The sequence below is a fragment of the Streptomyces sp. AN091965 genome (assembly GCF_022698285.1).
Classification (GTDB): domain Bacteria; phylum Actinomycetota; class Actinomycetes; order Streptomycetales; family Streptomycetaceae; genus Streptomyces.
The window spans coordinates 2,772,418-2,793,018 of record NZ_JALDMY010000001.1; the positions used below are offsets into that span (position 1 = coordinate 2,772,418).

Here is a 20,601-nt window from a genome sequence, read left to right on the forward strand (position 1 = left end):
TTCCCCCTTGTCGGCCCCCTCACCGGGCCTTCGTACGTACGGACCGCCGTCCGGGGACGGCCGGGTCGGGCCCTACAGGTGCGGCAGGATCGCCGGCATCAGGTCCTGGAAGGTGCGGCCGTTGGCCGGGCTGCCGAGGGCCGTCATCTGCCAGCCGGTGCCCGCGCGGTGGACCTTGGCCATGATCTGGGCGGTGTACTGGCCGCCGCCGTCCAGGGTGTAGCGGGCGAGCTCCTGGCCGTTGGTCTCGTCGACCAGGCGGCAGAAGGCGTTCTGCACCTCCTGGAACGTCTGGCCCGTGAAGGAGTTCACCGTGAAGATGATCTGGTCGATGTGGACCGGGACGCGCTGGAGGTCGACGAGGATGGCCTCGTCGTCGCCGCCCTGGCCGACGCCACCGACCAGATTGTCCCCGGTGTGCCGCACGGAGCCGTCGTCGCTGACGAGGTGGCGGAAGAACACAACGTCCACGGGCTGCTTGTCGGCGAACAGGACGGCGGACGCGTCCAGGTCGACCTCGCGCGTGCGGGTGCCGAACAGGCCGCGCCGCGGCGCCGCCTTCCAACCGAGGCCCATGCGCACCGCGGTCAGGGCGCCCCCGTCGTTCTTCTGCAGGCTGATGGCCTGGCCCTTGGTCATGTTGACCGTCACGCGCTGTCCCCTTCTCGAACTCCCCAGGGCGGCCGCCGCCTTCCGGCGACCGCCCCATCACCCTATGCAGCGGCATCCGGCGCGCCGCAGCTCGGTCCGCACATTGTGTCGGTGTTGCAACACACCGCGACGTCCGGACCGTTCTCCGCTACGCCAGGCCCGCCTCCTTCATCTGCCGCAGTTCCTTCTTCATCTCCGACACCTCGTCGCGCAGCCGCGCGGCGATCTCGAACTGGAGGTCCGCGGCGGCGGCGCGCATCCGCTCGGTCATCTCCTCGATCTGCGCGGCCAGCTCGGTGGCGGGCTTGTCGGTGGGCACCGGCTTGTCCTTGGCGGACTTCTTCCCCGCCTTGGCGGGCGCCCCGGCGGCCGCCTTGCCGAGCGAGGGCACGGGGGCCTTGGCGCTCTTGCCGTCCTTCGCCTTGCGGTAGTTCGTACCGAGGAGCTGCTCGGTGTCGACCTCCTCGCGCGCGATCGACGACACGATGTCGTTGATCTTCTTGCGGAGGGGCTGCGGGTCGATGCCCCGCTCCTTGTTGTACGCGATCTGCTTCTCCCGGCGGCGGTTGGTCTCGTCGATGGCCTTCTCCATCGCCGGGGTGATCTTGTCGGCGTACATGTGGACCTGCCCGGAGACGTTGCGCGCGGCGCGGCCGATGGTCTGGATCAGCGAGGTGCCGGAGCGCAGGAAGCCCTCCTTGTCGGCGTCGAGGATCGCCACCAGGGAGACCTCGGGCAGGTCGAGGCCCTCGCGCAGGAGGTTGATGCCGACCAGGACGTCGTACTCGCCGGCCCGCAGCTCGCGCAGGAGCTCGACGCGGCGCAGGGTGTCGACGTCGCTGTGCAGATAGCGGACCTGGATGCCCAGTTCGAGGAAGTAGTCCGTGAGGTCCTCGGCCATCTTCTTGGTGAGGGTGGTGACGAGGACGCGCTCGTCCTTCTCGGTGCGCTTGCGGATCTCGTGCACCAGGTCGTCGATCTGCCCCTCGGTGGACTTGACGACGACTTCCGGGTCGACGAGTCCGGTGGGGCGGATGATCTGCTCCACGTGTCCGTCCGAGCGGGACAGCTCGTACGCGCCGGGGGTCGCCGACAGATAGACGGTCTGCCCGATGCGCTCCTGGAACTCCTCCCACTTCAGGGGGCGGTTGTCGAGCGCGGAGGGGAGCCGGAAGCCGTGGTCGACGAGGGTGCGCTTGCGGGAGGCGTCGCCCTCGTACATGGCGCCGATCTGGGGGACGGTGACGTGCGACTCGTCGAGGACGAGCAGGAAGTCGTCCGGGAAGTAGTCGAGCAGGGTGTGCGGCGGGGTGCCGGGGTCGCGGCCGTCGAAGTGCATCGAGTAGTTCTCGACGCCGGAGCAGGAGCCGATCTGGCGGAGCATCTCCAGGTCGTACGTCGTGCGCATGCGCAGGCGCTGGGCCTCCAGCATCTTGCCCTGCTTCTCCAGCTCCGCGAGGCGCTCGGCGAGCTCCCTCTCGATGCCGTCGACCGCCTTCGCCATGCGCTCCGGGCCCGCCACGTAGTGCGAGGCCGGGAAGACGTAGAGGTGGTCGTCGTCGCTGATGACCTCGCCGGTGAGCGGGTGGAGCGTGGACAGCGCCTCGATCTCGTCGCCGAACATCTCGATGCGCACGGCCAGTTCCTCGTAGACCGGGAAGATCTCGATGGTGTCGCCGCGGACGCGGAACGTGCCCCGCGTGAAGGCGAGGTCGTTGCGCGTGTACTGGATGTCGACGAAGCGGCGCAGGAGCTGGTCGCGGTCGATCTCCTCGCCGACCTTGAGCGGCACCATGCGGTCCACGTACTCCTGCGGGGTGCCGAGGCCGTAGATGCAGGAGACGGAGGCGACCACGACGACGTCACGGCGGGTGAGCAGCGAGTTCGTCGCGGAGTGGCGCAGGCGCTCCACCTCCTCGTTGATCGAGGAGTCCTTCTCGATGTACGTGTCCGACTGCGGGACGTACGCCTCGGGCTGGTAGTAGTCGTAGTAGGAGACGAAGTACTCCACCGCGTTGTTCGGCAGGAGCTCTCGGAACTCGTTCGCCAGCTGGGCGGCCAGGGTTTTGTTCGGTGCCATGACGAGCGTCGGGCGCTGGAGCTTCTCGATCATCCACGCGGTGGTGGCCGACTTGCCGGTGCCGGTCGCGCCGAGCAGGACGACATCCTTCTCACCTGCGCGGATGCGCTTCTCCAGCTCGGCGATGGCGGCCGGCTGGTCGCCACTGGGCTGGAACGGACTGACGACCTCGAAAGGCGCCACCGTGCGTTCGATCTTCGATACGGGCCGCATGGGATCCACCGTACGACTCCGCACTGACAATGCCGCTTCCCCGCGGTGCGCTCACCACTTCTGCGGGGCGCGCGCCCCCGGCCTGCGGCGGCTCCTGCGGCCGGGCCGCGCCGGTGATCTGCGGCCGACGTGCCCGTACTGGCGGTCGCCCGAGCGCGGCACGGGGTAGGAGGGGGTGCGCGGCCGTGCGGCGGCCTTCAGGTCGGCCTTGCCCAGCATCATCAGCGGGTCGACCATCATGACCACGCCCGCGAGCAGCAGGAAGGCCAGCGGGCCGATCATGAGGGGCGCGAGCAGCTCGGCCGACGAGCCCCCGGGCGACGGGCTCGGGGTGCTGTGCAGGTGAACGCTGACGGCGGCCATGCCGGTGTAGTGCATGCCGCTGACGGCGAGGCCCATGACCAGGCTGGCGCCGAGGCTCCACAGGAAGCCCCTGACCTGTCCGGCGGCCCACAGCGCGGCGATGGCCGCGACCACGGCGATCACCACGGAGGCGGCGACGGTGAAGGTGTTGTACTGGAGCCTGCCGCCAAGGCGCATCCCGGCCATTCCCAGGTAGTGCATCGAGGCGATGCCCAGGCCCGTGATGGTGCCCCCGGTGAACAGGGCCGTCCCCTTGGCGCCCCGGTAACCAACGATGAAGATCCCTACGCCGACCATGACGACGGCGACGGCGAGGCTGGCGAAGGTCGTCAGCCGGTCGTAGGTGATGGGGGTCTCCTTGACGGTGAATCCCATCATGGCGATGAAGTGCATGGTCCAGATGCCGGAGCCGATCGCGGCGGAGCCGAGGGCGAGCCAGCCCGGCCGCCAGGAGTGGGCGACGAGCAGCGACCTCGTGGTGCAGCGCAGGCCGAGCGCCCCGCCGAGACAGGCCATGAGGTACGCGACCACGGGTGTGACGAGCCCGTAGCTGAAGCCGTCGACCGTGCCCTCCATGAGCGCTAGCCCTTCCGCCTGTCGTACGCCGATGTCCCGGAACACCCCGCCCGCCCCCGGTCGACCGCCGGGTGACGGAGCGTCGGCTGAGGCGAGGGTAGGGCCCTTCCAGGAACGTTCGAACGATTTTCCGGCAAAGAAACACGGCTTCCGCCCGCGGGGTCCCCACATGGGGGGCTGGTGTTCAGCCTGTGGCCATCCTGCACCTGTCCGTAGTTGGCCGTGCACTGTCACGCTCTCGGGGTCCCCCGAGCTCTACGCGAGGAGAAGCCGTGCCCGCACGCGCAGCCGCCGCCACGACCGCCGCCCTCCTGGGGGCGGGCGCCCTGGTACTCCCCTCCACCGCCGCCGCCGAGACACCCGCCCAGGAGACCCGCGTCCAGGCCGCCGCCGCGCACCACGAGCCGCTGGTCGTCGCCCACCGCGGGGCCTCCGCCTACGCCCCCGAGAACACCCTCGCCGCCATCGACAAGGCCGACGAGCTCGGCTTCCGCTGGGTCGAGAACGACGTACAGCGCACCAAGGACGGCGTGCTCGTCATCGTGCACGACGACAACCTGAAGCGGACGACGAACGTCGAGGAGGTCTTCCCCGACCGCGCCCCCTGGAAGGTCAAGGACTTCACCGCCAAGGAGATCGCCAAGCTCGACGCGGGCAGCTGGTTCAGCGCCAAGTACAAGGGCGCGCGCGTGCCGACCCTCACGCAGTACATGAACCGCCTCACGGAGAACGGCCAGCGGCTCGTCCTGGAGATCAAGAAGCCGGAGCTGTACCCCGGCATCGAGCGCGAGACCCTGCGGGTGCTGCGCGAGACGGGCTGGCTCGACCGCCACCACGTGAAGCACGAGCTGGTCGTGCAGAGCTTCAGCGCGGACAGCGTCCGGCAGGTGCACGCGCAGCGCCCGGACATCAAGACGGGCTTCCTGGGGACGCCCGCCGTCGCCGACCTGCCGACGTACGCGCGGTTCGCCGACCAGATCAACTCCACGCACACGTCCATCTCCGACGACTACGTGGGCGAGATCCAGGACCTCAAGGGTCCGCACGGCAAGCCGCTGGAGATCTTCACCTGGACCGTCGACGAGGCCGCGGCCGCGCGGCGGGTCGCGGACTTCGGGGTGAACGGCATCATCACCAACAAGCCCGACGTGGTGCGCGCGGCGCTCCGCGACTGACCGGCTCGCCCGGTGAATGCCGCCCGGTGAATGCCGCCCGGAGCGGCACCGCCGGGCGGCGTTGTCAGTGCCCGGTCGTACGGTGGTGTCCATGAACGCCACGGGGCACACCCAGCAGGAGCAGCGGCAGGACGGGCGACCGGGCCCGGTCTGGGCCGTCGTCGCGGGCGACATCGGTCCGCTGCTGCTCGCCGCGACGGAGACCGGCCTGGTCAACGTCGTCTTCCACGCCACCGACGACGTACGGGACAAGGCCCTCGACCGGCTCGGCGCCCGGCTCGGCGCCGAGCCGGTCGAGGCGCCCTCCTCCCCGCTGCTCGCGGAGCCCATACGCCAGCTGGAGGCCTACTTCGCCGGTCGGCGGCGCGACTTCGAGCTGCCGCTGGACTGGTCGCTGATCTCCGGCTTCAACCGGCAGGTGCTGCGCGAGCTGGCGGCGGGCGTTCCGTACGGGACGGTCGTGGGCTACGGAGACCTCGCCCGCCGCGTCGGCCAGCCCGGAGCGGCGCAGGCCGTGGGCATGGCGATGGGCGCCAATCCAGTGCCGGTCGTGGTGCCCTGCCACCGCGTGGTCGAGAGCGACGGCGGCATCGGGGGCTTCGGCGGCGGCCTGGAGACCAAGCGGCGGCTGCTGGCCCTGGAGGGGGTCCTGCCCGAGCCGCTGTTCTGAGGCCGAGCAGGCGACCGCGCCGGCGGGACGAGCCGTGTCGGTGGGTCCGTGCCTGCTGACACACTGCGCGCGTGACCACATCCTCCATATCCCCGTGTCCCCCGCCCCTCCGGAGATGTGTGCCGCACCCGGCACAGAAACCGCGTACAGGCACCCCGTCGGCCACGGCCCCGGCGGGCGAGCGATGACCGCGACCGAGCGGGCGGCCGTCGGACCCGTCGCCGTGGCGGACCTGCCCGCCCTGCGCCGCCGCGTCGCCGCGGTCCTGGTCACCAGCCAGATCCTCGGCGGGCTCGGCATCGCCACCGGCGTGGCGCTGGCGGCCGTGCTCGCCAAGGAGGTCAGCGGCACCGAGTCGCTGTCCGGCCTCGCGCCCACCGCGACCGTCGCGGGGACCGCCCTCCTCTCGGTGCCGCTGGCTTCGCTGATGACGGCACGGGGGCGCCGTGCCGGTCTCGTCCTGGCGTACCTGATCGGCGCGTTGGGTGCCGCGGTCGTCGTGGTGGCCGCGGCCGTCGAGAGCTTTCCGCTGCTCCTCGTGGGCATGGCCGCGTTCGGCGCGGCCTCCGCGGCGAACCTCCAGGCGCGGTTCGCGGCCGCCGACCTGGCCGAGCCGAGCACCAGGGCCCGGGCCATCTCGAACGTCGTGTGGGCCACGACGATCGGCGCGGTGATCGGCCCGAACCTCGCCGCGCCCGCGGGGCACAGCGTGTCCGCGCTCGGCATCCCCAAGGCCTCGGGGGCGTTCGTGTGGGCGGCCGGGGTGTTCCTGATCTCGGCGGTCGTCGTGGCCGTGCTGCTGCGCCCGGACCCGCTCCTGACCGCGCGCGCCCTGGACCCCGACACGGACACCACGAAGGCGAGCGGGGGGCTGCGGGCCGGCGTCGCCGCCGTCGCCGCGTCCGGGCGGGCCCGGCTCGCCCTGGCGACGCTCGTCATCGCGCACACCGCGATGGTCTCGATCATGTCGATGACACCGGTCGACCTCGGTCACCACGGAGCGAGCATCGATCTGATCGGCCTGGTGATCAGCGGGCACATCGCGGGCATGTACGCGTTCTCACCGGTGATGGGGCGGCTCGCGGACCGGCTCGGGCGGCTCAGCGTCATCGGCCTGTGCGTGGGCCTGCTCGCCGTCTCCGCGCTGCTCGCGGGCACCGCGGGCGGCAACCACGCGCAGACCGCGGCGGGTCTGTTCCTGCTCGGCCTCGGCTGGTCGGCGGGCCTGGTGTCCGGCTCCGCGCTGCTCACCGACTCCGTGCCGCCCGCCGCGCGCGCCGCCGCGCAGGGCCTGTCGGACCTGACGATGAACGCGGCGGCGGGCGTCGGCGGCGCGGTCGCGGGACTCGTGGTCGCGCGGGCGAGCTACGGCTGGCTCAACCTCGCGGCGGCGCTCCTGCTCCTGCCGCTGGCGGCCCTCGCCCTGTTCGGCCGGGGAGGGCGGACTGCTGAGCCCACGACGTGAGGCCGGGGAGGGCGGGGCCGCCGACCGTGTGCGGCGCCCTGGCCTCCGCGCGGCGGGCGCGCCCCCGTCGGACGGGCCAGGCCGCCCGGCGTGATCAGTCCCTAGTCGCCCAGCGTGATGTGGTACGCCTTGCGCAGCGTCTCGTGGACGGTCCACGTCGTGCGGTCGCCCTCGCGCAGGAAGGCCGCGTCGCCGGGGCCGACCTCGATGACGTCGCCGCCCTCCACCGCGATGGTGGCGCGCCCGCTGACGACCACGAACAGCTCGTTGGCCTCGGTGTCGGTCACCACGCCCGGCGTGATCTGCCAGATGCCGCGCAGCTGCTTGCCGTCGGCGGACTCCCACAGGACCTTGCCGGTGACCACCGGGGTACCGGAGACGATCTGCTCCGGGTCCAGCGGCTCCTCCTCCAGGTCGACGTCCGGGATGTGCACGGCAAATGAGGCGACGCTCTGATCATTCGTGGTCATGGCCGGTCACCCTAATGGGTTTGCCGCGGCTCACCGCCCGCCAGGGATGAACCCAGGGGGCGGCCCCAGGAGCGAAGGCGACCCGACTGGCAGGAGGCAGACCCGTGTTGGTGGTGTCCGACGAGGTACAGACGGCTCTCGCACGACGGCGGCCGGTCGTGGCCCTGGAGTCCACGATCATCGCGCACGGTCTGCCGCGCCCGCGCAACCTGCGCGTGGCGCTCGAACTGGAAGCGGCCGTGCGCGAGGAGGGCGCCGTCCCTGCGACGATCGCCGTCCTCGACGGCCGCCCCCACGTCGGCCTCGACAAGGAGCAGCTGGAACGGGTCGCCGGGCAGGACGACATCCGGAAGCTGGGCCACCGCGATCTGCCCCTGGCCGTCGCCACGGGCGCCTGCGGGGCCACGACGGTGTCGGCGACCGCGCTGCTCGCCGCCCGCGCGGGCCTGCGGGTGTTCGCCACGGGCGGGCTCGGCGGGGTGCACCGGGAGTGGACGACGACCCAGGACGAGTCCGCCGACCTCGGGCTGCTCGCGCGCACCCGGATCACCGTGGTGTGCGCGGGGGTGAAGTCGATCCTGGACGTGGCGGCCACGCTGCAGCGCCTGGAGACGCTGGGCGTCGCGGTCGCCGGGTACCGGACTGAGCGCTTCCCCGGCTTCTACCTCGCCGACTCCGGGCACCCCGTGGACTGGACGCTGCGTACGCCGGACGAGGTGGCGGGGGTGATGCGGGCGCAGGACGCGCTGGCCGGTCCTGAGTCGGCGCTCGTCGTGGCGAACCCCGTGCCCCAGGAGGAGCAGCTCGACCCCGCGCTCCACGCGCGCGTACTCGATCAGGCGCTACGGGAGTGCGACGCGCGGGGCGTGACGGGTCAGGCCGTGACGCCTTTCCTCCTCGACCACCTGGTGCGGCACACCGAAGGGGCCTCCCTGGAGGCGAACTTGGCGGCGGTACGGGGCAACGTACGTCTGGCGGCGCGGATCGCGGCCGCGTGGGCCGAGGGATGACGGGCGGGGGCCGCCCCCAGGGCCTGCTGGTCGTCGGGGACGTCGTCACGGACATCGTCGCCCGGCATCGCACCCCCTTGGTGCCCGGCACCGACACGGAGGCCGCGATCCGCACGGTGCCGGGCGGTGCGGGCGCCAACGTCGCGTGCTGGGCCGCCTGTTGGGGGCACCGGGACGTGCGCTTCCTGGGGCGCGTGGGCGCCGACGCGGCGGCCTGGCACGAGGAACACCTGACCCGGGCGGGCGTGCTCCCCCATCTCGTCGTCGACCCCGACGCCCCCACCGGCACCGTGATCAGTCTGGTGGACACGGGCTGCGGCACGGCGGAGCGGACCTTCCTCACGGACAGCGGTGCGGCGCTGCGCCTGACCCCCGCCGACTGGGCGCCGGAGCTGCTCGACGGCGTGGGCTGGCTGCATCTGTCCGGCTACTTGTTCTTCGCCGACACCGGCCGGGCGGCCGCGCGGGCGGCGCTCGGCGCGGCGCGGGCACGCGGGGTGACGGTGAGCGTGGACCCGGCGTCGGCGGGCTTCCTCGCGCGGCACGGCCCGGGCCGCTTCCTGGCGTGGTGCGACGGCGTGGACGTGCTGCTGCCGAGCCAGGGCGAGGCGGAGCTGCTCACGGGCCTGCCGCGGGCGGCGGACGCGGCGCGGGCCCTGAGCCGCCGCTTCCCCACGGTGGTCGTCAAGTCGGGCCGTGCGGGCGCGCTGGCCGCGCGGGACGGCGAGGTGCGGGTGCGCGTGCCCGCGGAACGGGTGGAGGCCCGGGACTCCACGGGCGCGGGCGACGCGTTCACCGGCGCGTTCATCGCCTCGCGGCTCGCGGGCGCGAAGCTGTGCGACGCGGTGGCCGAGGGCTGCGGGGCCGGGGCGCGGGCGGTGTCACGGGTGGGGGCGCGGCCCGCACCGCCACCAGAGGCGCGACCCGCGTCTCCGCCAGAGTCACGCCCTGCGTCTCCGCCAGAGTCACGCCCTGCGTCTCCGCCAGAGTCACGCCCTGCGTCTCCGCATGAGGCGCGGCCCGTACTCCCACCCGGGGCGCGGCCCATACTCCCACCCGGGGCGCGGCCCGTACTCCCACCCGGGGCGCGGCCCGTACTCCCACCCGGGGCGCGGCCCGCGCCGAAGGTTCCGCGGCACGGCGGTGGGCAGGCGTAACGGCGACGGCCCGGAGCGGAACCCTCCGATCCCACAGGCCCCAACGCGGTGGGGGCCGGACTGGCAGACTTGTCCATCAAGTCCAGCGCGAGGAGCCGCACATGTCGATGGGGAGCAACTTGCGGAAGGTGAGCAGCCTCCGCAAGGTCGGGAACCTGAGGAGCGTTCGCGGCCTGCAGAAGGTGGCCCGCCTGACCCGGCGCGGCCCGCGCGTCGATCTGAGCCACCCCGCGCGCTCCCCCCTGGGCTCCTCGGTCGTGAAGTGCGTGACGTACAGAAAGGGGGTGCGGCAGACCGCGGCGCGCGACGGTGACCTCGTCGAGGCCGTGGCCCAGGTCCGCAAGGACGACGACGGCTTCGTCTGGCTTGGTCTGCACGAGCCCACGGAGCCGGAGTTCGCCGGCATCGCCGAGCTGTTCGGCCTGCATCCGCTGGCGGTCGAGGACGCGGTCCACGCCCACCAGCGGCCGAAGGTCGAGCGCTATGACCAGACGCTGTTCGCCGTGTTCAAGACCGTCTGCTACGTCGAGCACGCCGAACTGACCGCGACCAGCGAGGTGGTGGACACCGGCGAGATCATGGTCTTCGTCGGCCGCGAGTTCGTGATCACCGTGCGGCACGGCAGGCACGGCTCCCTCGGCCCGCTGCGCGAACAGCTCGAGGCGACGCCCGAGCAGCTCGCGCAGGGACCGGCCGCGGTGCTGCACGCGATCGCGGACCAGGTCGTCGACGACTACCTCGACGTGACGGAGGCGGTGCAGGAGGACATCGACGCGGTCGAGTCAGAGGTCTTCTCCGCCACCGGGGCACGCACGGCCGACCCCGGCCGCATCTATCAGCTCAAGCGGGAGCTGCTCGAGCTGAAGCGCGCGGTGGTGCCCCTCGGTCGCCCCCTCCAGGTCCTCGCCACGCAACCGATACGTGTCATCGCGCCCGAGATACAGGCGTACTTCCGCGACGTGGACGACCACTTGAAGCGGGTCGCCGAGCAGATAGCCGCCTTCGACGAACTCCTCAACTCGATCCTGCAGGCCCACCTCGCCCAGGTGACGGTCGCGCAGAACGACGCCACCCGGAAGATCACGGCATGGGCCGCCATAGTGGCCGTCCCGACGATGGTCTGCGGCATCTACGGCATGAACTTCGACCACATGCCCGAGCTGCACTGGCGGTTCGGCTACGCGCTCGTCATGGGGGTGATCGCCACGGGGTGCGTCGTGCTGTACCGGGGCTTCCGGCGCAACGGCTGGCTGTGAGGCGCCGCCCGCGGGGAGGGAGACGTCAGCCCTTGGCGTAGACGCTCTCGCACCAGGCCGCGAGCTGCTCCTCCGTCAGGTGCTTGGCGAGGTCGGCCTCGCTGATCATGCCGACGAGGCGCTTGTCCTCGATCACGGGGAGCCTGCGGATCTGGTGGCCCTGCATCTCCTCCAGGACGGCGTCGACGCCGGCGTCCGAGGCGATCCAGCGCGGGGTGCCCTGGGCGAGTTCGCCCGCGATGACCTTGGCCGGGTCGTGCCCCATCGCCACGCAGCGGACGACGATGTCGCGGTCGGTGAGGATGCCGCACAGCCGCTCGTTCTCGTCGCTGATGGGCAGGGCGCCCACGTCCAGCTGGCGCATCAGCTGCGCGGCGCGGTCCAGGGTCTCGTGGGCGGGGATCCACTGGGCCCCGCGGTGCATGATGTCTGCGGCGGTGGTCATGACGTACCTCCCGGTGCCGGACGACCGGCGCGGCGCGGCGCGGGGGCACCGCTGGTACCGACGACCTCGTTCAGCCCCGACGATCTCATTGTCACCGCCGCGCCGGACGGCTGCACCCGCAGCCGGTCAGCACCCGACGGCCGCGCCGGGACGGGGCGGCGGCACCCCAGCGGGTCGGCACCCCAACGGATCGGGACCACGGCGGATCAGTGCCACAGCGGTCAGCCCCACGGCAGGGGCAGTGCCACGGCGGTCAGCCCCACGGCAGGGGCGGCGGCACGGCGGGCGGTGGCACGCGCGGCAGGTTCAGCCGTTCCACGCCGGGTGCCGGGGGTCGTCGGCCCGTACGGTCACGTCGGCGGCGGCCGTGGGGTCGCGCTCGGCCTCGTAGCGCTCGAAGGCCGGGAGCGTCCACTGCTCCTCAGGGACCGTGCGCCGGTGCAGGGCGCCCGGGGAGAGCCGTACGTGCACCGTCAGATCGAAGGGGAACCAATGACCGAGCAGCAGGGGGCCGTGCAGCAACAGCAGCCCTCCCGGCGGGAGCTGGACGTAGGGGCTGCGCGTGGCACGGTCGGCGGCCGGGTCCCACAGGTCGGGCAGGATCCGGCCGGTGCCGCCGGGGTCCAGCGGACCGAAGACCTCGCGCCAGAGGGCACCCGTGTCGAACCAGCCGCTGTAGTAGGCCTCCACGTCCTCGTGGCCGTACTCGAACCGCAGCGAGGCGGGCCGCAGGAACCCCTGGGTGCCGACGACGAGCGCGGACCGCCCGCGCACGCGCAGCGCATCGGCGACGCGCTCGGCGAGGTCACCGGGCCGGGCCGCGGGAGCGCCGTCGAAGGCGACGCGGGGCCAGTCGCCGCCGTCCGCGGGCGCCAGTTCGAGGAGCCGGTCGGCGAGGGTGTCGGTGAGCCGTTCCCAGGTGATCGCTTCGAGTCGCACGGGGCCATGATGCCCGCACGCCGGGGGCGCGCGGCGGTGCGGGTGGGCACCGGGGGCGCGGCCCGCGTACGGCACGCCGTCGGGCGGGAAGATACCCGTATGGCGCTCCCCCGCTCCCCAACTCCCGCCGTCGATGGCCGCCTTGTCGTCTTCCAGCCCCTCAAGCACAAGCGCTGCGCAGAGTGCGGGGCCGGGCCGTTGGCGCTGCTCGCCCTGGAGGAGGGCAGGCCGCGGTGTCTGGACTGCGCCGACCTCGGGCACCTCGTGTATCTCCCGCGCGGCGACACCGCGCTCACCAGGCGGTCGCGGGATGGCAGCGCGCTGTCGGCGGTGGTGGTCCGCTTCAACCGGCGCAAGAGCCGGTACGAGCGCCAGGGCGTCCTGGTCGAGGAGGCGGCGCTCGCGCTGGCCGAGCAGCGGTGTCTGGCCGACGCGGAGGCCAGGGCGCGGCGGCGCGCGCGGGACGCCGTGCGGCGGGCGGCGGTGGACGAGCGGTTCGCGGCGGCGTTCGCCGAGGAGATCCTGCGGCTCTTTCCCCGGTGTCCGCCGGAGCGGGCCCGGCGGATCGCCGCGCACGCCTCGGTGCGCGGCAGCGGCCGGGTGGGCCGCAGCGCGGCCGGGCGGGCGCTCACCCCGCGCGCGGTGACGGCGGCCGTGATCGCGGCGGTGCGCCACACGGAGACGGAGTACGACGCCCTGCTGATGCGGGGCATCCCCCGGGGCGAGGCCAGGCGCCGCATCGCGCGCGGCGTAGAGGAGGCGCTGCGCGCGTGGGGGCACGGGACGGACCGAGCGGCACCCCACCACGGGACGGACTGAGCGGCACCCCTCACCACACAGGGCCCCCGACAGGTAACCCCACAGAGGTGGGAAAGGAGGCACCCCCGCAGAGGAAGGGGCGGCGCGCGCCGGTGTCGAGACGGTGGCGCATGGAGGTGCGGGAACGGCGTATGGCCGGGGGCGCGTCGTGGCATTTGACTTGTCGTAGACACACCACACCGTGCAGGATCTTGCGCGGCGCGCCGACCGTCCCCAGGCCCGGTCCCCCGTGGGAAAGCACCCCGCGAGCCGATCGTCCAGAGGCCGGACCCACTCAGGGAGTTGCCATGATCGAGGGACCCTACTTCGTGCTCACCGTCCTCGGGGCGATCTCCTGCGGCCTGGTCGCGGGGGTGTTCATCGGCTTCTCCACGTTCGTGATGAAGGGCCTCGCCGCGCTGCCCCCGGCCCAGGGCATCGCCGCGATGAACGCGATCAACGTCACGGCGGTCACTCCGGCGTTCATGGCCGTGTTCATGGGGGCGACGGGCCTGTGCGCGGTGCTCGCCGTGGTCACGTTCGTGCTGTGGCCGGAGGAGGGCAGGGTGGAGCTCCTGCTCGGCTGCACGCTGTATCTCGTGGGCTGCTTCGGCGTCACCGTGGCGGCGAACGTGCCGCGCAACGACGCCCTGGCGAAGGTCGACGCGGGCTCGGAGCGCGGGGCCGCGTACTGGCGCACGTATGTGGCGGAGTGGACCATGTGGAACCACGTGCGCACCGCGGCGGCCACCGCGGCCTCGGCGGCCTTCGTCCTCGGCCTGACCTGACGGGGCCGCGCCGCCGGCTCCGCAGGACCCGGCCGTCCGACCTGGTCGGCGCCGCGCGGTCGTCGCCCCGCTCCCGGCATGCCCGGCCCGCCCCCGCGACGTACCGTGGCTCGAAGGACGCGTATCGCGGGCGGGGAGACGTAGGGAGACGGCCATGGCCGACCCCAAAGGGTTCCTCAGGGTGGCGCGCGAGGAGTGGCCGCGGCGAGCGGTAGGCGACCGGGTCAAGGACTGGGACGAGGTGTACGAGCCGGGCGCGCTGCTTCCGCTGGTGGAGCGGCAGGCGGACCGGTGCATGGACTGCGGGGTGCCGTTCTGCCACGAGGCGTGCCCGCTGGGGAACCTCGTCCCGGAGTGGAACGAGCTCGTCTCGCGCGCCGACTGGTACGCGGCGGCGGAGCGGCTGCACGCGACGAACAACTTCCCCGAGTTCACCGGGCGGCTGTGTCCCGCCCCGTGCGAGGCGGGCTGCGTGCTCGCGATCAACCAGCCCGCGGTGACGATCAAGAACGTCGAGGCCGCCATCGCCGACCGCGTCTGGGCGGACGGCCTCGCGCCGCCGCGGCCGCCGGAGCGGCTCACCGGCAGGAGCGTCGGCGTCGTCGGCTCGGGTCCGGCGGGCCTCGCGGCGGCGCAGCAGCTGACGCGCGCGGGGCACACGGTCGTGGTGTACGAGCGCGAGGACCGCGCGGGCGGGCTGCTGCGGTACGGGATCCCCGCGTTCAAGATGGAGAAGCGGCACCTTGAGCGGCGGCTCGCGCAGCTGACCGCCGAGGGCACCACGTTCCGCACGTCGACGCACGTCGGGCGGGACGTGGGCGCGGCGGCGCTGCGCGCCCGGCACGACGCGGTGGTCCTCGCGGTGGGGGCCACGGCGTGGCGGGAGCTCGCGGTGCCGGGGCGGCAGCTGGCCGGGGTCCGGCAGGCGATGGAGTACCTGCCGCTCGCCAACCGCGTGTGCGAGGGGGACCTCGACGCCTCCCCCCTGTCGGCGGCCGGGAAGCACGTGGTGATCGTGGGCGGCGGCGACACCGGCGCGGACTGCCTGGGCACGGCGGTGCGGGAGGGCGCGGCGTCGGTGACGCAGGTCGACATCCGCCCGCTGCCGGGCGCCGAGCGGGACGGCGCGGCGGAGCCGTGGCCGACGTACCCGCACGTGTACCGCGTGTCCCCCGCGCACGAGGAGGCCGGGGAGCTGGGGTTCGCCCAGCGCCCCGACGCGGACGCGCGGCTCTTCGCGGCGGCCACGCTGCGGTTCGCCGGGGACGCGGCGGGGCGGGTGCGGGCCGTGCGCCTGTCCGGGGTGGACGGGGAGCGGCGGCCGGTGCCCGGCGCGGAGCGGCTGCTGCGCGCCGACCTGGTGCTGCTCGCGCTGGGGTTCCGGGGGCCGGAGGTGGCCGGGGGCCCGGTCGGGGAGCTGGGCGTGTCCGTGACGCCGGGCGGGGCCGTGGCGCGTGACGACGCCTACGCGACGGACGTCCCGGGGGTGTTCGTCGCCGGGGACGCGGGCCGCGGCCAGTCCTTGGTGGTGTGGGCGATCGCGGAGGGCAGGGCCGCGGCGGCGGCCGTGGACCGCTGGCTGATGGGCACCACGCACCTGCCCTCACCGCTGGGCGCCCACACCAGCCCCCTCACGGCGTGACCACGCCCGGGCTCGCCCGAAGGATTACGACGCGCCGAAGGCCGACCCCGTCCGCGGCCCACTGACGACCCGGCCAGGGGCCCACTCACGCCCCGGCAGGTGCCCGCTGACGAGCCCGGCAGGGGCGCCCGCTGACGACCCGTGAGCCGAAGCGCAGCGCCCCTCACCCCTTACGCGCCACCCCGCCGAAGATCGGCACCGGCCCCTCCCCCGCCACGGGAACGCGCTCGCCCAGTTCCGGATGCCAGGTGTCGACCGTCGTCACGCCCGGGGCCGTGAGGTCGAGGCCGGCGAAGAAGCGCCGGACGTCCGTGCGGTCGCGCAGGGCGAGGTTGAGGGCGCGGGACGCGTAGAGGTCGCCCGCGGCGCGGGCCCGGTCGGGGGTGAACTCGCCGGTGCCGTGCGACAGCATCAGCCAGCTGCCCGGCGGCAGCGCGGACATCAGCCGGTCCACCAGGTCGTACGGGCCGCTGTCGTCGGGGACGAAGTGCAGCAGGGCGATCAGGGAGAGGGCGACGGGCCGGCTGAAGTCGAGGGTCTTGCGCGCCTGTTCGAGGATCGCGGCGGGTTCCCGTACGTCCGCCTGGATGTACTCGGTGGCGCCCTGGGGCGTCGAGCGCAGCAGCGCCTCCGCGTGGGCGAGCACGATCGGGTCGTTGTCGCAGTACACCACGCGGGCGTCGGGCACGACGCCCTGGGCGATCTGGTGCAGATTGGGCTCGGTCGGGATGCCGGAGCCGACGTCGAGGAACTGGCGGACCCCGGACGCCGCGAGCCACCGCGTGGCGCGCTGCATGAACGCCCGGTTGGCCCGCGCGATGCCCGGGATCCGCGGGTCCATGGCGACGAGCTGACGGCCCATCTCCTCGTCGACCGGGTAGTTGTCCTTGCCGCCCAGCCACCAGTCGTACATCCGCGCCGGATGCGGCTTGCTGGTGTCTATGCAAGGCGACGGGGACTCCCCGTGCGACGAGGGGGACTCCCCGTGCGGCGACGCGGACTCCTCGTAAGGCGACGCGGACTCTGCGGGCGGCGGCACGAACTCCCCCGTGGCCCCCCGGCTGCCCGCTCCGGTCCCGGTCAACTGCGGCTCCCTCGCCAGTTCGGCAACGTACGAATCGCGCCAGATTCCGCGCGCGGCGACCGCGGTCGCCGCTACGCGCGTCACGACAGCAGGAAGTCGGCCTCCCCGGCCTTCGCTCCCTGTATGAACGCCCTGATCTCGCCGTCCGTGTAGATGAGCGCGGGACCGTCCGGGTCCGAGGACTGGCGCACGGCGACGCGCCCGTCGTCCAGCTTCATGGCTTCCAGGCAGTTGCCGCCGTTGCCGCCGCTCCACGGCTTGTGCCAGCCCTCGCTGCCGAGCTCGCGGGCGGGCATGCCGTTGTAGATCCGGGAGGACCCGGGGGGCCGGGAATCGGCGCGGGTGTCGGGCCGTGACGAGGGGCCCGTGCCCGCTCGGTGTCGATCTCGGTCCATTCACAGCTCCTTGCGGACATCCCGGAGGATCTCCTTCGTGCGTTGTGCGGTCGCGGCCTGGGCCGCCATGCGGTCCATGACCTCCAGATGCGTCGCCACCTCGGCGCGCGCGTCCAGATAGACGGCGCCGGTGAGGTACTCGCTGTAGACCATGTCCGGCAGCTCCGCCATGGCGAAGCGGAAGAGCACGAACGGTCCGAACGTGCCCGGGTGCGGGCCCGCCGCGAACGGCGCGACCTGCAGCGTCACCCGAGGCATTTCGGTGGCCTCAAGCAACCGGTCGATCTGCGCGCGCATAACGTCGGGCCCGCCGACGGGACGGCGCAGGGCCGTCTCGTCCATCACGACCCACAGCCGCGGCGCGTCCTCCCGGGTCAGCAGCGTCTGGCGCTCCATGCGCAGGGCGACATAGCGCTCGGTGTCCTCGGGCCGGGTCTGGCCGATGGCTCCGGAGAGCAGGACGCCGCGCGCGTAGTCCTCGGTCTGCAGCAGACCGGGCATGAAGTGCGGTTCGTACGACCTGATGAGGCTCGCGGCGCCCTCCAGGCTGACGTACATGCTGAACCAGCCCGGCAGGATGTCGTGGAAGCGCTGCCACCAGCCCGGCTTGTTGGCCTCCTCGGCGAGGGCGACGAACGACTCGGCCTCTTCGTCCGCGACGCCGTACGCCTTGAGGAGCAGTTGCAGATACGGGATCTTCAGCGCGACCTCGGCGGTCTCCATGCGGCGCACCGTGGCCGGGGCCACGCGCAGGATCCGTGCGGCCTCGTCACGCTTGAGCCCCGCACGCTCACGCAGGTCCTGCAGGCGACGACCGAGAACGACCTGTCCGACGGTCGGCGCCGACCGCGGTTCGCTCACGTCCTACCTCCACCCACTACGCGTCACTCTCTGCATCGGATCTTGCCACTTCACGTTACTCTGCGTAGTCACTCATCGCACCAACTCACGCCACTTGGTGAGGCGTTGCGAGAAGTGTGCCATGCGGCGTCTCAAAGGAACATGTCACTGTGCACTTTTCAGAGTGGCCCTTGCCAAGGTGTTCGCGCCGGGGCGATAGTGGAGAGCGTGACTCCGCCCGCATCGTTAGGAACTGAAGCCACCGATCCCCGACTTGGCGTGTGCGCCGAGAACCGGGCGGCGGCTGCCGAGCCCTGCGTCTCCTTCACCCTGGCCGCGCTGCCGAGTTCCGTCGGCCGCGCCAGGCGGCTGACGCGTGACCGGCTCAGTTCCCTCGCGGTCGGCGACGACGCCTGCGACACCGCGGCGCTCGTCGTATCGGAGCTGGTCACCAACGCCATCGTGCACACCGCTAGCCGGACCGTCGTCTGCGAGATCCGCACGGAAGCCGACACCGTGCGGATCGCCATCCGCGACGAGGGCTGTGGTTCGGGGGTTCCACGCCCGACCGGCCTGCGCGGGCCTGACGAGGAGCACGGGAGGGGGTTGCTTCTCGTGAGCGCCGTGAGCAACGCATGGGGTGTCCAGGACTCCGGTACCGGCCTTTCGGTGTGGGCGGAGCTACCGACGACCGGTTGCCCGCCCGGCGGGAGCGCGTTCGGCGGCCTCGGCGACGAGGTCGACGGCCGCGACCGGGCGGGACCGGCCTTCGGCGCCGCCGCGTTCGGCGGCATGGGACTGGATTTGGACAACTTCGACGACCACGGCGATGTCGTCACGGAAGGCCACGGCAGGGGCCTGACCGGCGACACCCGCCACCGGATGGACCAGAGCGCCACCGGCGGCCTTTAGGCCGTCGTGACGGGGATGCGAGTGCGACAGCGATGCGGTCGGGGGATATGTGAGCGCGGGGACATCACGACTGTTCGGCCTTGACACCTTGGTACGGCTCTCGCGCGAGCGGGAGCGGGCGGTCGGACGGCGAGCCGTGAGTGTGCAGCCAGTGGCACGGCTCGCCGTCCCCGCCGGAATGGGGCAGCCCCTCGGCTGCGACGCGGTGGCGATGCCCGCGGAGTTCGGTCCGCGGCTCCTCGACCGGCTGCCCCGGGCAGGATGTGTGTACGAGGACGGACCGCGCTGGTGGTGGATCGTGCCCGCCGACTCCGACGTGGCCCTCCCGTGGCCGCCTTCGGCTTACTACTCGCCGGGCGCGCTGCTGCCGGACACGGTGCGGGAGCCGGTCCTCGTCCACCGCCCGGAGGCGGCGGTCCCCTATACGCCGCCCATTCCGCTGTATCTGGCCCTGTGCCGGATGTCCGGGGACGTCCCCGCGTGGGCCGGACCGGTCCGGGCCTAGCACCCGGACGCAGAGGCCCGGCCCCCTTCAGCGCCGGGCCGGGAGCAGCTGGCCCCGGCCCGGAGTCCACTCAGGCGGCGGCGCGCTCGCCCCGGGGGCGGCACGCGTCGGCGCCCCGCTCCAGCTGTTCCCGGACGATCACCAGGAAGGCGTCGGTCGCCAGGTCCATCACGACCTCCGCGCACTGACCCTCGCTGCGCCGTGCGTGCGCGAACTCCTCCGCGGGCCACGATCCACGCGGTCCGCCCGCGGGAAAGCGCTCCAGCACCACTCGTTCGTTGCTCATGTCCTCAGTTCCCCCGTGTGCTCGGTGCGGAGCGAAGGCTCCGCACCGATAACAACGCACGGAGCGCGCCCGAGGACTCGCAACGTGACCGATCTGACACCGAGTTGGGGCACTCGGGCCCCCGCCGTCCAGGCTCAGTAGGCGTATTCGTCGTACTCGTCGTGGTACCGCACCCGGGCGCTCCCCGCGGGCGCGCCGAGCTCCGACGCGCGCCCCTTGGGCTCCTCCCACTCCTCCTGGCGGCCGAGCGCGGTGAGGTCCAGCAGGCTCGTCGTGGAGCCGAGGCCGTCGAGGCCGCGGTCGAACGTCGCGTACGTGTGGAAGACGCGGTCGCCGTCCCGCAGGAAGCAGCTGATGCCCGGGCGGTCCAGGAGGCGCCCGGCCGGATCCGGGTACGACGCGGCGAAGTCGCGGTTGAACTCCGACCCGCACGTGGAGTACCAGGGCACCACCCAGCCCATGCGGGCCTTGAACGGCAGGATGCGGGTGAAGGGGGCGCGCGAGGCCGCGACGAACGTCGTGCCCCGGGCGTGCAGATGGGCGAGGTGCCCGATCTGGTCGAGGAAGGCCGAGCAGCTGGTGCAGCCCGCGTCCCACTCGGGGGCGAACATGAAGTGGTAGACGATGAGCTGGGCGCGTCCGGCGAACAGGTCGAGCAGCGTCGCCTTGCCGTCGGCGCCGTCGAACACGTACTCCTTGTCGATCTCCACCATCGGGAGCTCGCGCCGCTCGGCGTTCAGCGCGTCGCGGGCGCGCGTCGCGGCCTTCTCCCTGGCGAGCAGCTCCTCGCGCGCGGCCTGCCACTCCGCGCGCGTGACGATGTGCGGAAGTCCCATGGCGCTTTCCTCCGGTCGCGATCCACGGTTCTCGGGCGTTCTCAG

At 72.9% G+C, this 20,601-nt stretch carries 21 protein-coding genes and 1 pseudogene; 11 read left to right on the forward strand and 11 right to left on the reverse strand.

Annotated elements, in window-relative coordinates; all coding sequences use genetic code 11:
* Positions 1–72: 72 nt before the first annotated feature.
* The 3 genes from MQV74_RS11440 to MQV74_RS11450 all read right to left on the reverse strand — a co-directional run bounded on the left by MQV74_RS11440 (position 73) and on the right by MQV74_RS11450 (position 3,883).
* On the reverse strand, positions 73–651 hold the full coding sequence (locus MQV74_RS11440) for a TerD family protein (RefSeq protein ID WP_242716522.1): 579 nt from the start codon (positions 649–651) through the stop codon (positions 73–75).
* 148 nt (positions 652–799) lie between these two features.
* Complete coding sequence (gene uvrB, locus MQV74_RS11445; protein ID WP_242716524.1) at positions 800–2,944, reverse strand: excinuclease ABC subunit UvrB; 2,145 nt, start codon at positions 2,942–2,944, stop codon at positions 800–802.
* A gap of 51 nt (positions 2,945–2,995) precedes the next feature.
* Positions 2,996–3,883: an MHYT domain-containing protein gene (locus MQV74_RS11450; protein ID WP_242716526.1), complete on the reverse strand. Its 888-nt coding sequence runs from the start codon at positions 3,881–3,883 to the stop codon at positions 2,996–2,998.
* A gap of 272 nt (positions 3,884–4,155) precedes the next feature.
* Between MQV74_RS11450 and MQV74_RS11455 the strand changes: the two genes are divergently transcribed.
* The 3 genes from MQV74_RS11455 (at position 4,156) to MQV74_RS11465 (ending at position 7,193) form a co-directional block, all read left to right on the forward strand.
* Positions 4,156–5,058 carry a glycerophosphodiester phosphodiesterase gene (locus MQV74_RS11455; RefSeq protein WP_242716528.1) on the forward strand — a complete coding sequence of 301 codons (903 nt, stop codon included), beginning with the start codon at positions 4,156–4,158 and terminating at the stop codon, positions 5,056–5,058.
* 91 nt (positions 5,059–5,149) lie between these two features.
* Positions 5,150–5,728, forward strand: a complete 579-nt coding sequence (locus tag MQV74_RS11460) for a methylated-DNA--[protein]-cysteine S-methyltransferase (RefSeq protein WP_242716530.1) — start codon at positions 5,150–5,152, stop codon at positions 5,726–5,728.
* Between the two features lie 184 nt (positions 5,729–5,912).
* Positions 5,913–7,193 (forward strand): MFS transporter, encoded by a 1,281-nt coding sequence (locus MQV74_RS11465; RefSeq protein WP_242716532.1) that lies wholly within the window; start codon positions 5,913–5,915, stop codon positions 7,191–7,193.
* 101 nt (positions 7,194–7,294) lie between these two features.
* Here MQV74_RS11465 and MQV74_RS11470 read toward each other — a convergent pair whose 3' ends face one another.
* Complete coding sequence (locus tag MQV74_RS11470; RefSeq protein WP_242716534.1) at positions 7,295–7,663, reverse strand: cupin domain-containing protein; 369 nt, start codon at positions 7,661–7,663, stop codon at positions 7,295–7,297.
* Positions 7,664–7,767: 104 nt separating this feature from the next.
* On the opposite strand from MQV74_RS11470, the gene MQV74_RS11475 reads away from it, so the two are divergent.
* The 3 genes and pseudogenes from MQV74_RS11475 (at position 7,768) to corA (ending at position 11,086) form a co-directional block, all read left to right on the forward strand.
* Positions 7,768–8,673, forward strand: coding sequence for a pseudouridine-5'-phosphate glycosidase (locus tag MQV74_RS11475; RefSeq protein WP_242716536.1), 906 nt, complete (start codon positions 7,768–7,770; stop codon positions 8,671–8,673).
* Positions 8,670–9,581, forward strand: a pseudogene (locus tag MQV74_RS11480) (carbohydrate kinase family protein); the annotation flags it as partial. The gene MQV74_RS11475 and the pseudogene MQV74_RS11480, both read left to right, overlap by 4 nt.
* Positions 9,582–9,931: 350 nt before the next feature.
* Entirely contained in the window at positions 9,932–11,086 is a 1,155-nt protein-coding gene (gene corA, locus MQV74_RS11485; RefSeq protein WP_242716538.1) for a magnesium/cobalt transporter CorA, read from the forward strand.
* A gap of 25 nt (positions 11,087–11,111) precedes the next feature.
* On the opposite strand, the gene MQV74_RS11490 is transcribed toward corA, so the two are convergent.
* Positions 11,112–11,531, reverse strand: coding sequence for a CBS domain-containing protein (locus MQV74_RS11490; protein ID WP_242716545.1), 420 nt, complete (start codon positions 11,529–11,531; stop codon positions 11,112–11,114).
* A 306-nt stretch (positions 11,532–11,837) separates the two neighbouring features.
* On the reverse strand, positions 11,838–12,470 hold the full coding sequence (locus MQV74_RS11495) for a uridine kinase (RefSeq protein ID WP_242716547.1): 633 nt from the start codon (positions 12,468–12,470) through the stop codon (positions 11,838–11,840).
* Positions 12,471–12,569: 99 nt separating this feature from the next.
* On the opposite strand from MQV74_RS11495, the gene MQV74_RS11500 reads away from it, so the two are divergent.
* From MQV74_RS11500 to MQV74_RS11510, 3 genes are all read left to right on the forward strand, one after another.
* Complete coding sequence (locus MQV74_RS11500; protein ID WP_242716549.1) at positions 12,570–13,289, forward strand: DUF2293 domain-containing protein; 720 nt, start codon at positions 12,570–12,572, stop codon at positions 13,287–13,289.
* Between the two features lie 287 nt (positions 13,290–13,576).
* Entirely contained in the window at positions 13,577–14,056 is a 480-nt protein-coding gene (locus MQV74_RS11505; protein ID WP_242716551.1) for an anthrone oxygenase family protein, read from the forward strand.
* 154 nt (positions 14,057–14,210) lie between these two features.
* Positions 14,211–15,698, forward strand: a complete 1,488-nt coding sequence (locus tag MQV74_RS11510; RefSeq protein WP_242716553.1) for a glutamate synthase subunit beta — start codon at positions 14,211–14,213, stop codon at positions 15,696–15,698.
* Between the two features lie 163 nt (positions 15,699–15,861).
* Here the strand turns inward: MQV74_RS11510 and MQV74_RS11515 are convergent, their stop codons facing one another.
* From MQV74_RS11515 to MQV74_RS11525, 3 genes are all read right to left on the reverse strand, one after another.
* Positions 15,862–16,641, reverse strand: a complete 780-nt coding sequence (locus tag MQV74_RS11515) for an SAM-dependent methyltransferase (protein WP_308402379.1) — start codon at positions 16,639–16,641, stop codon at positions 15,862–15,864.
* Between the two features lie 221 nt (positions 16,642–16,862).
* A complete protein-coding gene (locus MQV74_RS11520; protein ID WP_051855567.1) occupies positions 16,863–17,078 on the reverse strand; it encodes a DUF397 domain-containing protein in 216 nt (71 codons plus the stop codon).
* Positions 17,079–17,177: 99 nt separating this feature from the next.
* Complete coding sequence (locus MQV74_RS11525) at positions 17,178–18,038, reverse strand: helix-turn-helix domain-containing protein (RefSeq protein WP_242716555.1); 861 nt, start codon at positions 18,036–18,038, stop codon at positions 17,178–17,180.
* A 258-nt stretch (positions 18,039–18,296) separates the two neighbouring features.
* On the opposite strand from MQV74_RS11525, the gene MQV74_RS11530 reads away from it, so the two are divergent.
* Complete coding sequence (locus MQV74_RS11530; RefSeq protein ID WP_308402260.1) at positions 18,297–18,929, forward strand: ATP-binding protein; 633 nt, start codon at positions 18,297–18,299, stop codon at positions 18,927–18,929.
* 136 nt (positions 18,930–19,065) lie between these two features.
* A complete protein-coding gene (locus MQV74_RS11535) occupies positions 19,066–19,434 on the forward strand; it encodes a hypothetical protein (protein WP_374120607.1) in 369 nt (122 codons plus the stop codon).
* A gap of 70 nt (positions 19,435–19,504) precedes the next feature.
* Here the strand turns inward: MQV74_RS11535 and MQV74_RS11540 are convergent, their stop codons facing one another.
* Both MQV74_RS11540 and MQV74_RS11545 read right to left on the reverse strand, forming a co-directional pair.
* Positions 19,505–19,720, reverse strand: coding sequence for a hypothetical protein (locus MQV74_RS11540; RefSeq protein WP_242716567.1), 216 nt, complete (start codon positions 19,718–19,720; stop codon positions 19,505–19,507).
* A 134-nt stretch (positions 19,721–19,854) separates the two neighbouring features.
* Entirely contained in the window at positions 19,855–20,556 is a 702-nt protein-coding gene (locus MQV74_RS11545) for a DUF899 domain-containing protein (protein WP_242716568.1), read from the reverse strand.
* Between the last annotated feature and the right edge of the window lie 45 nt (positions 20,557–20,601).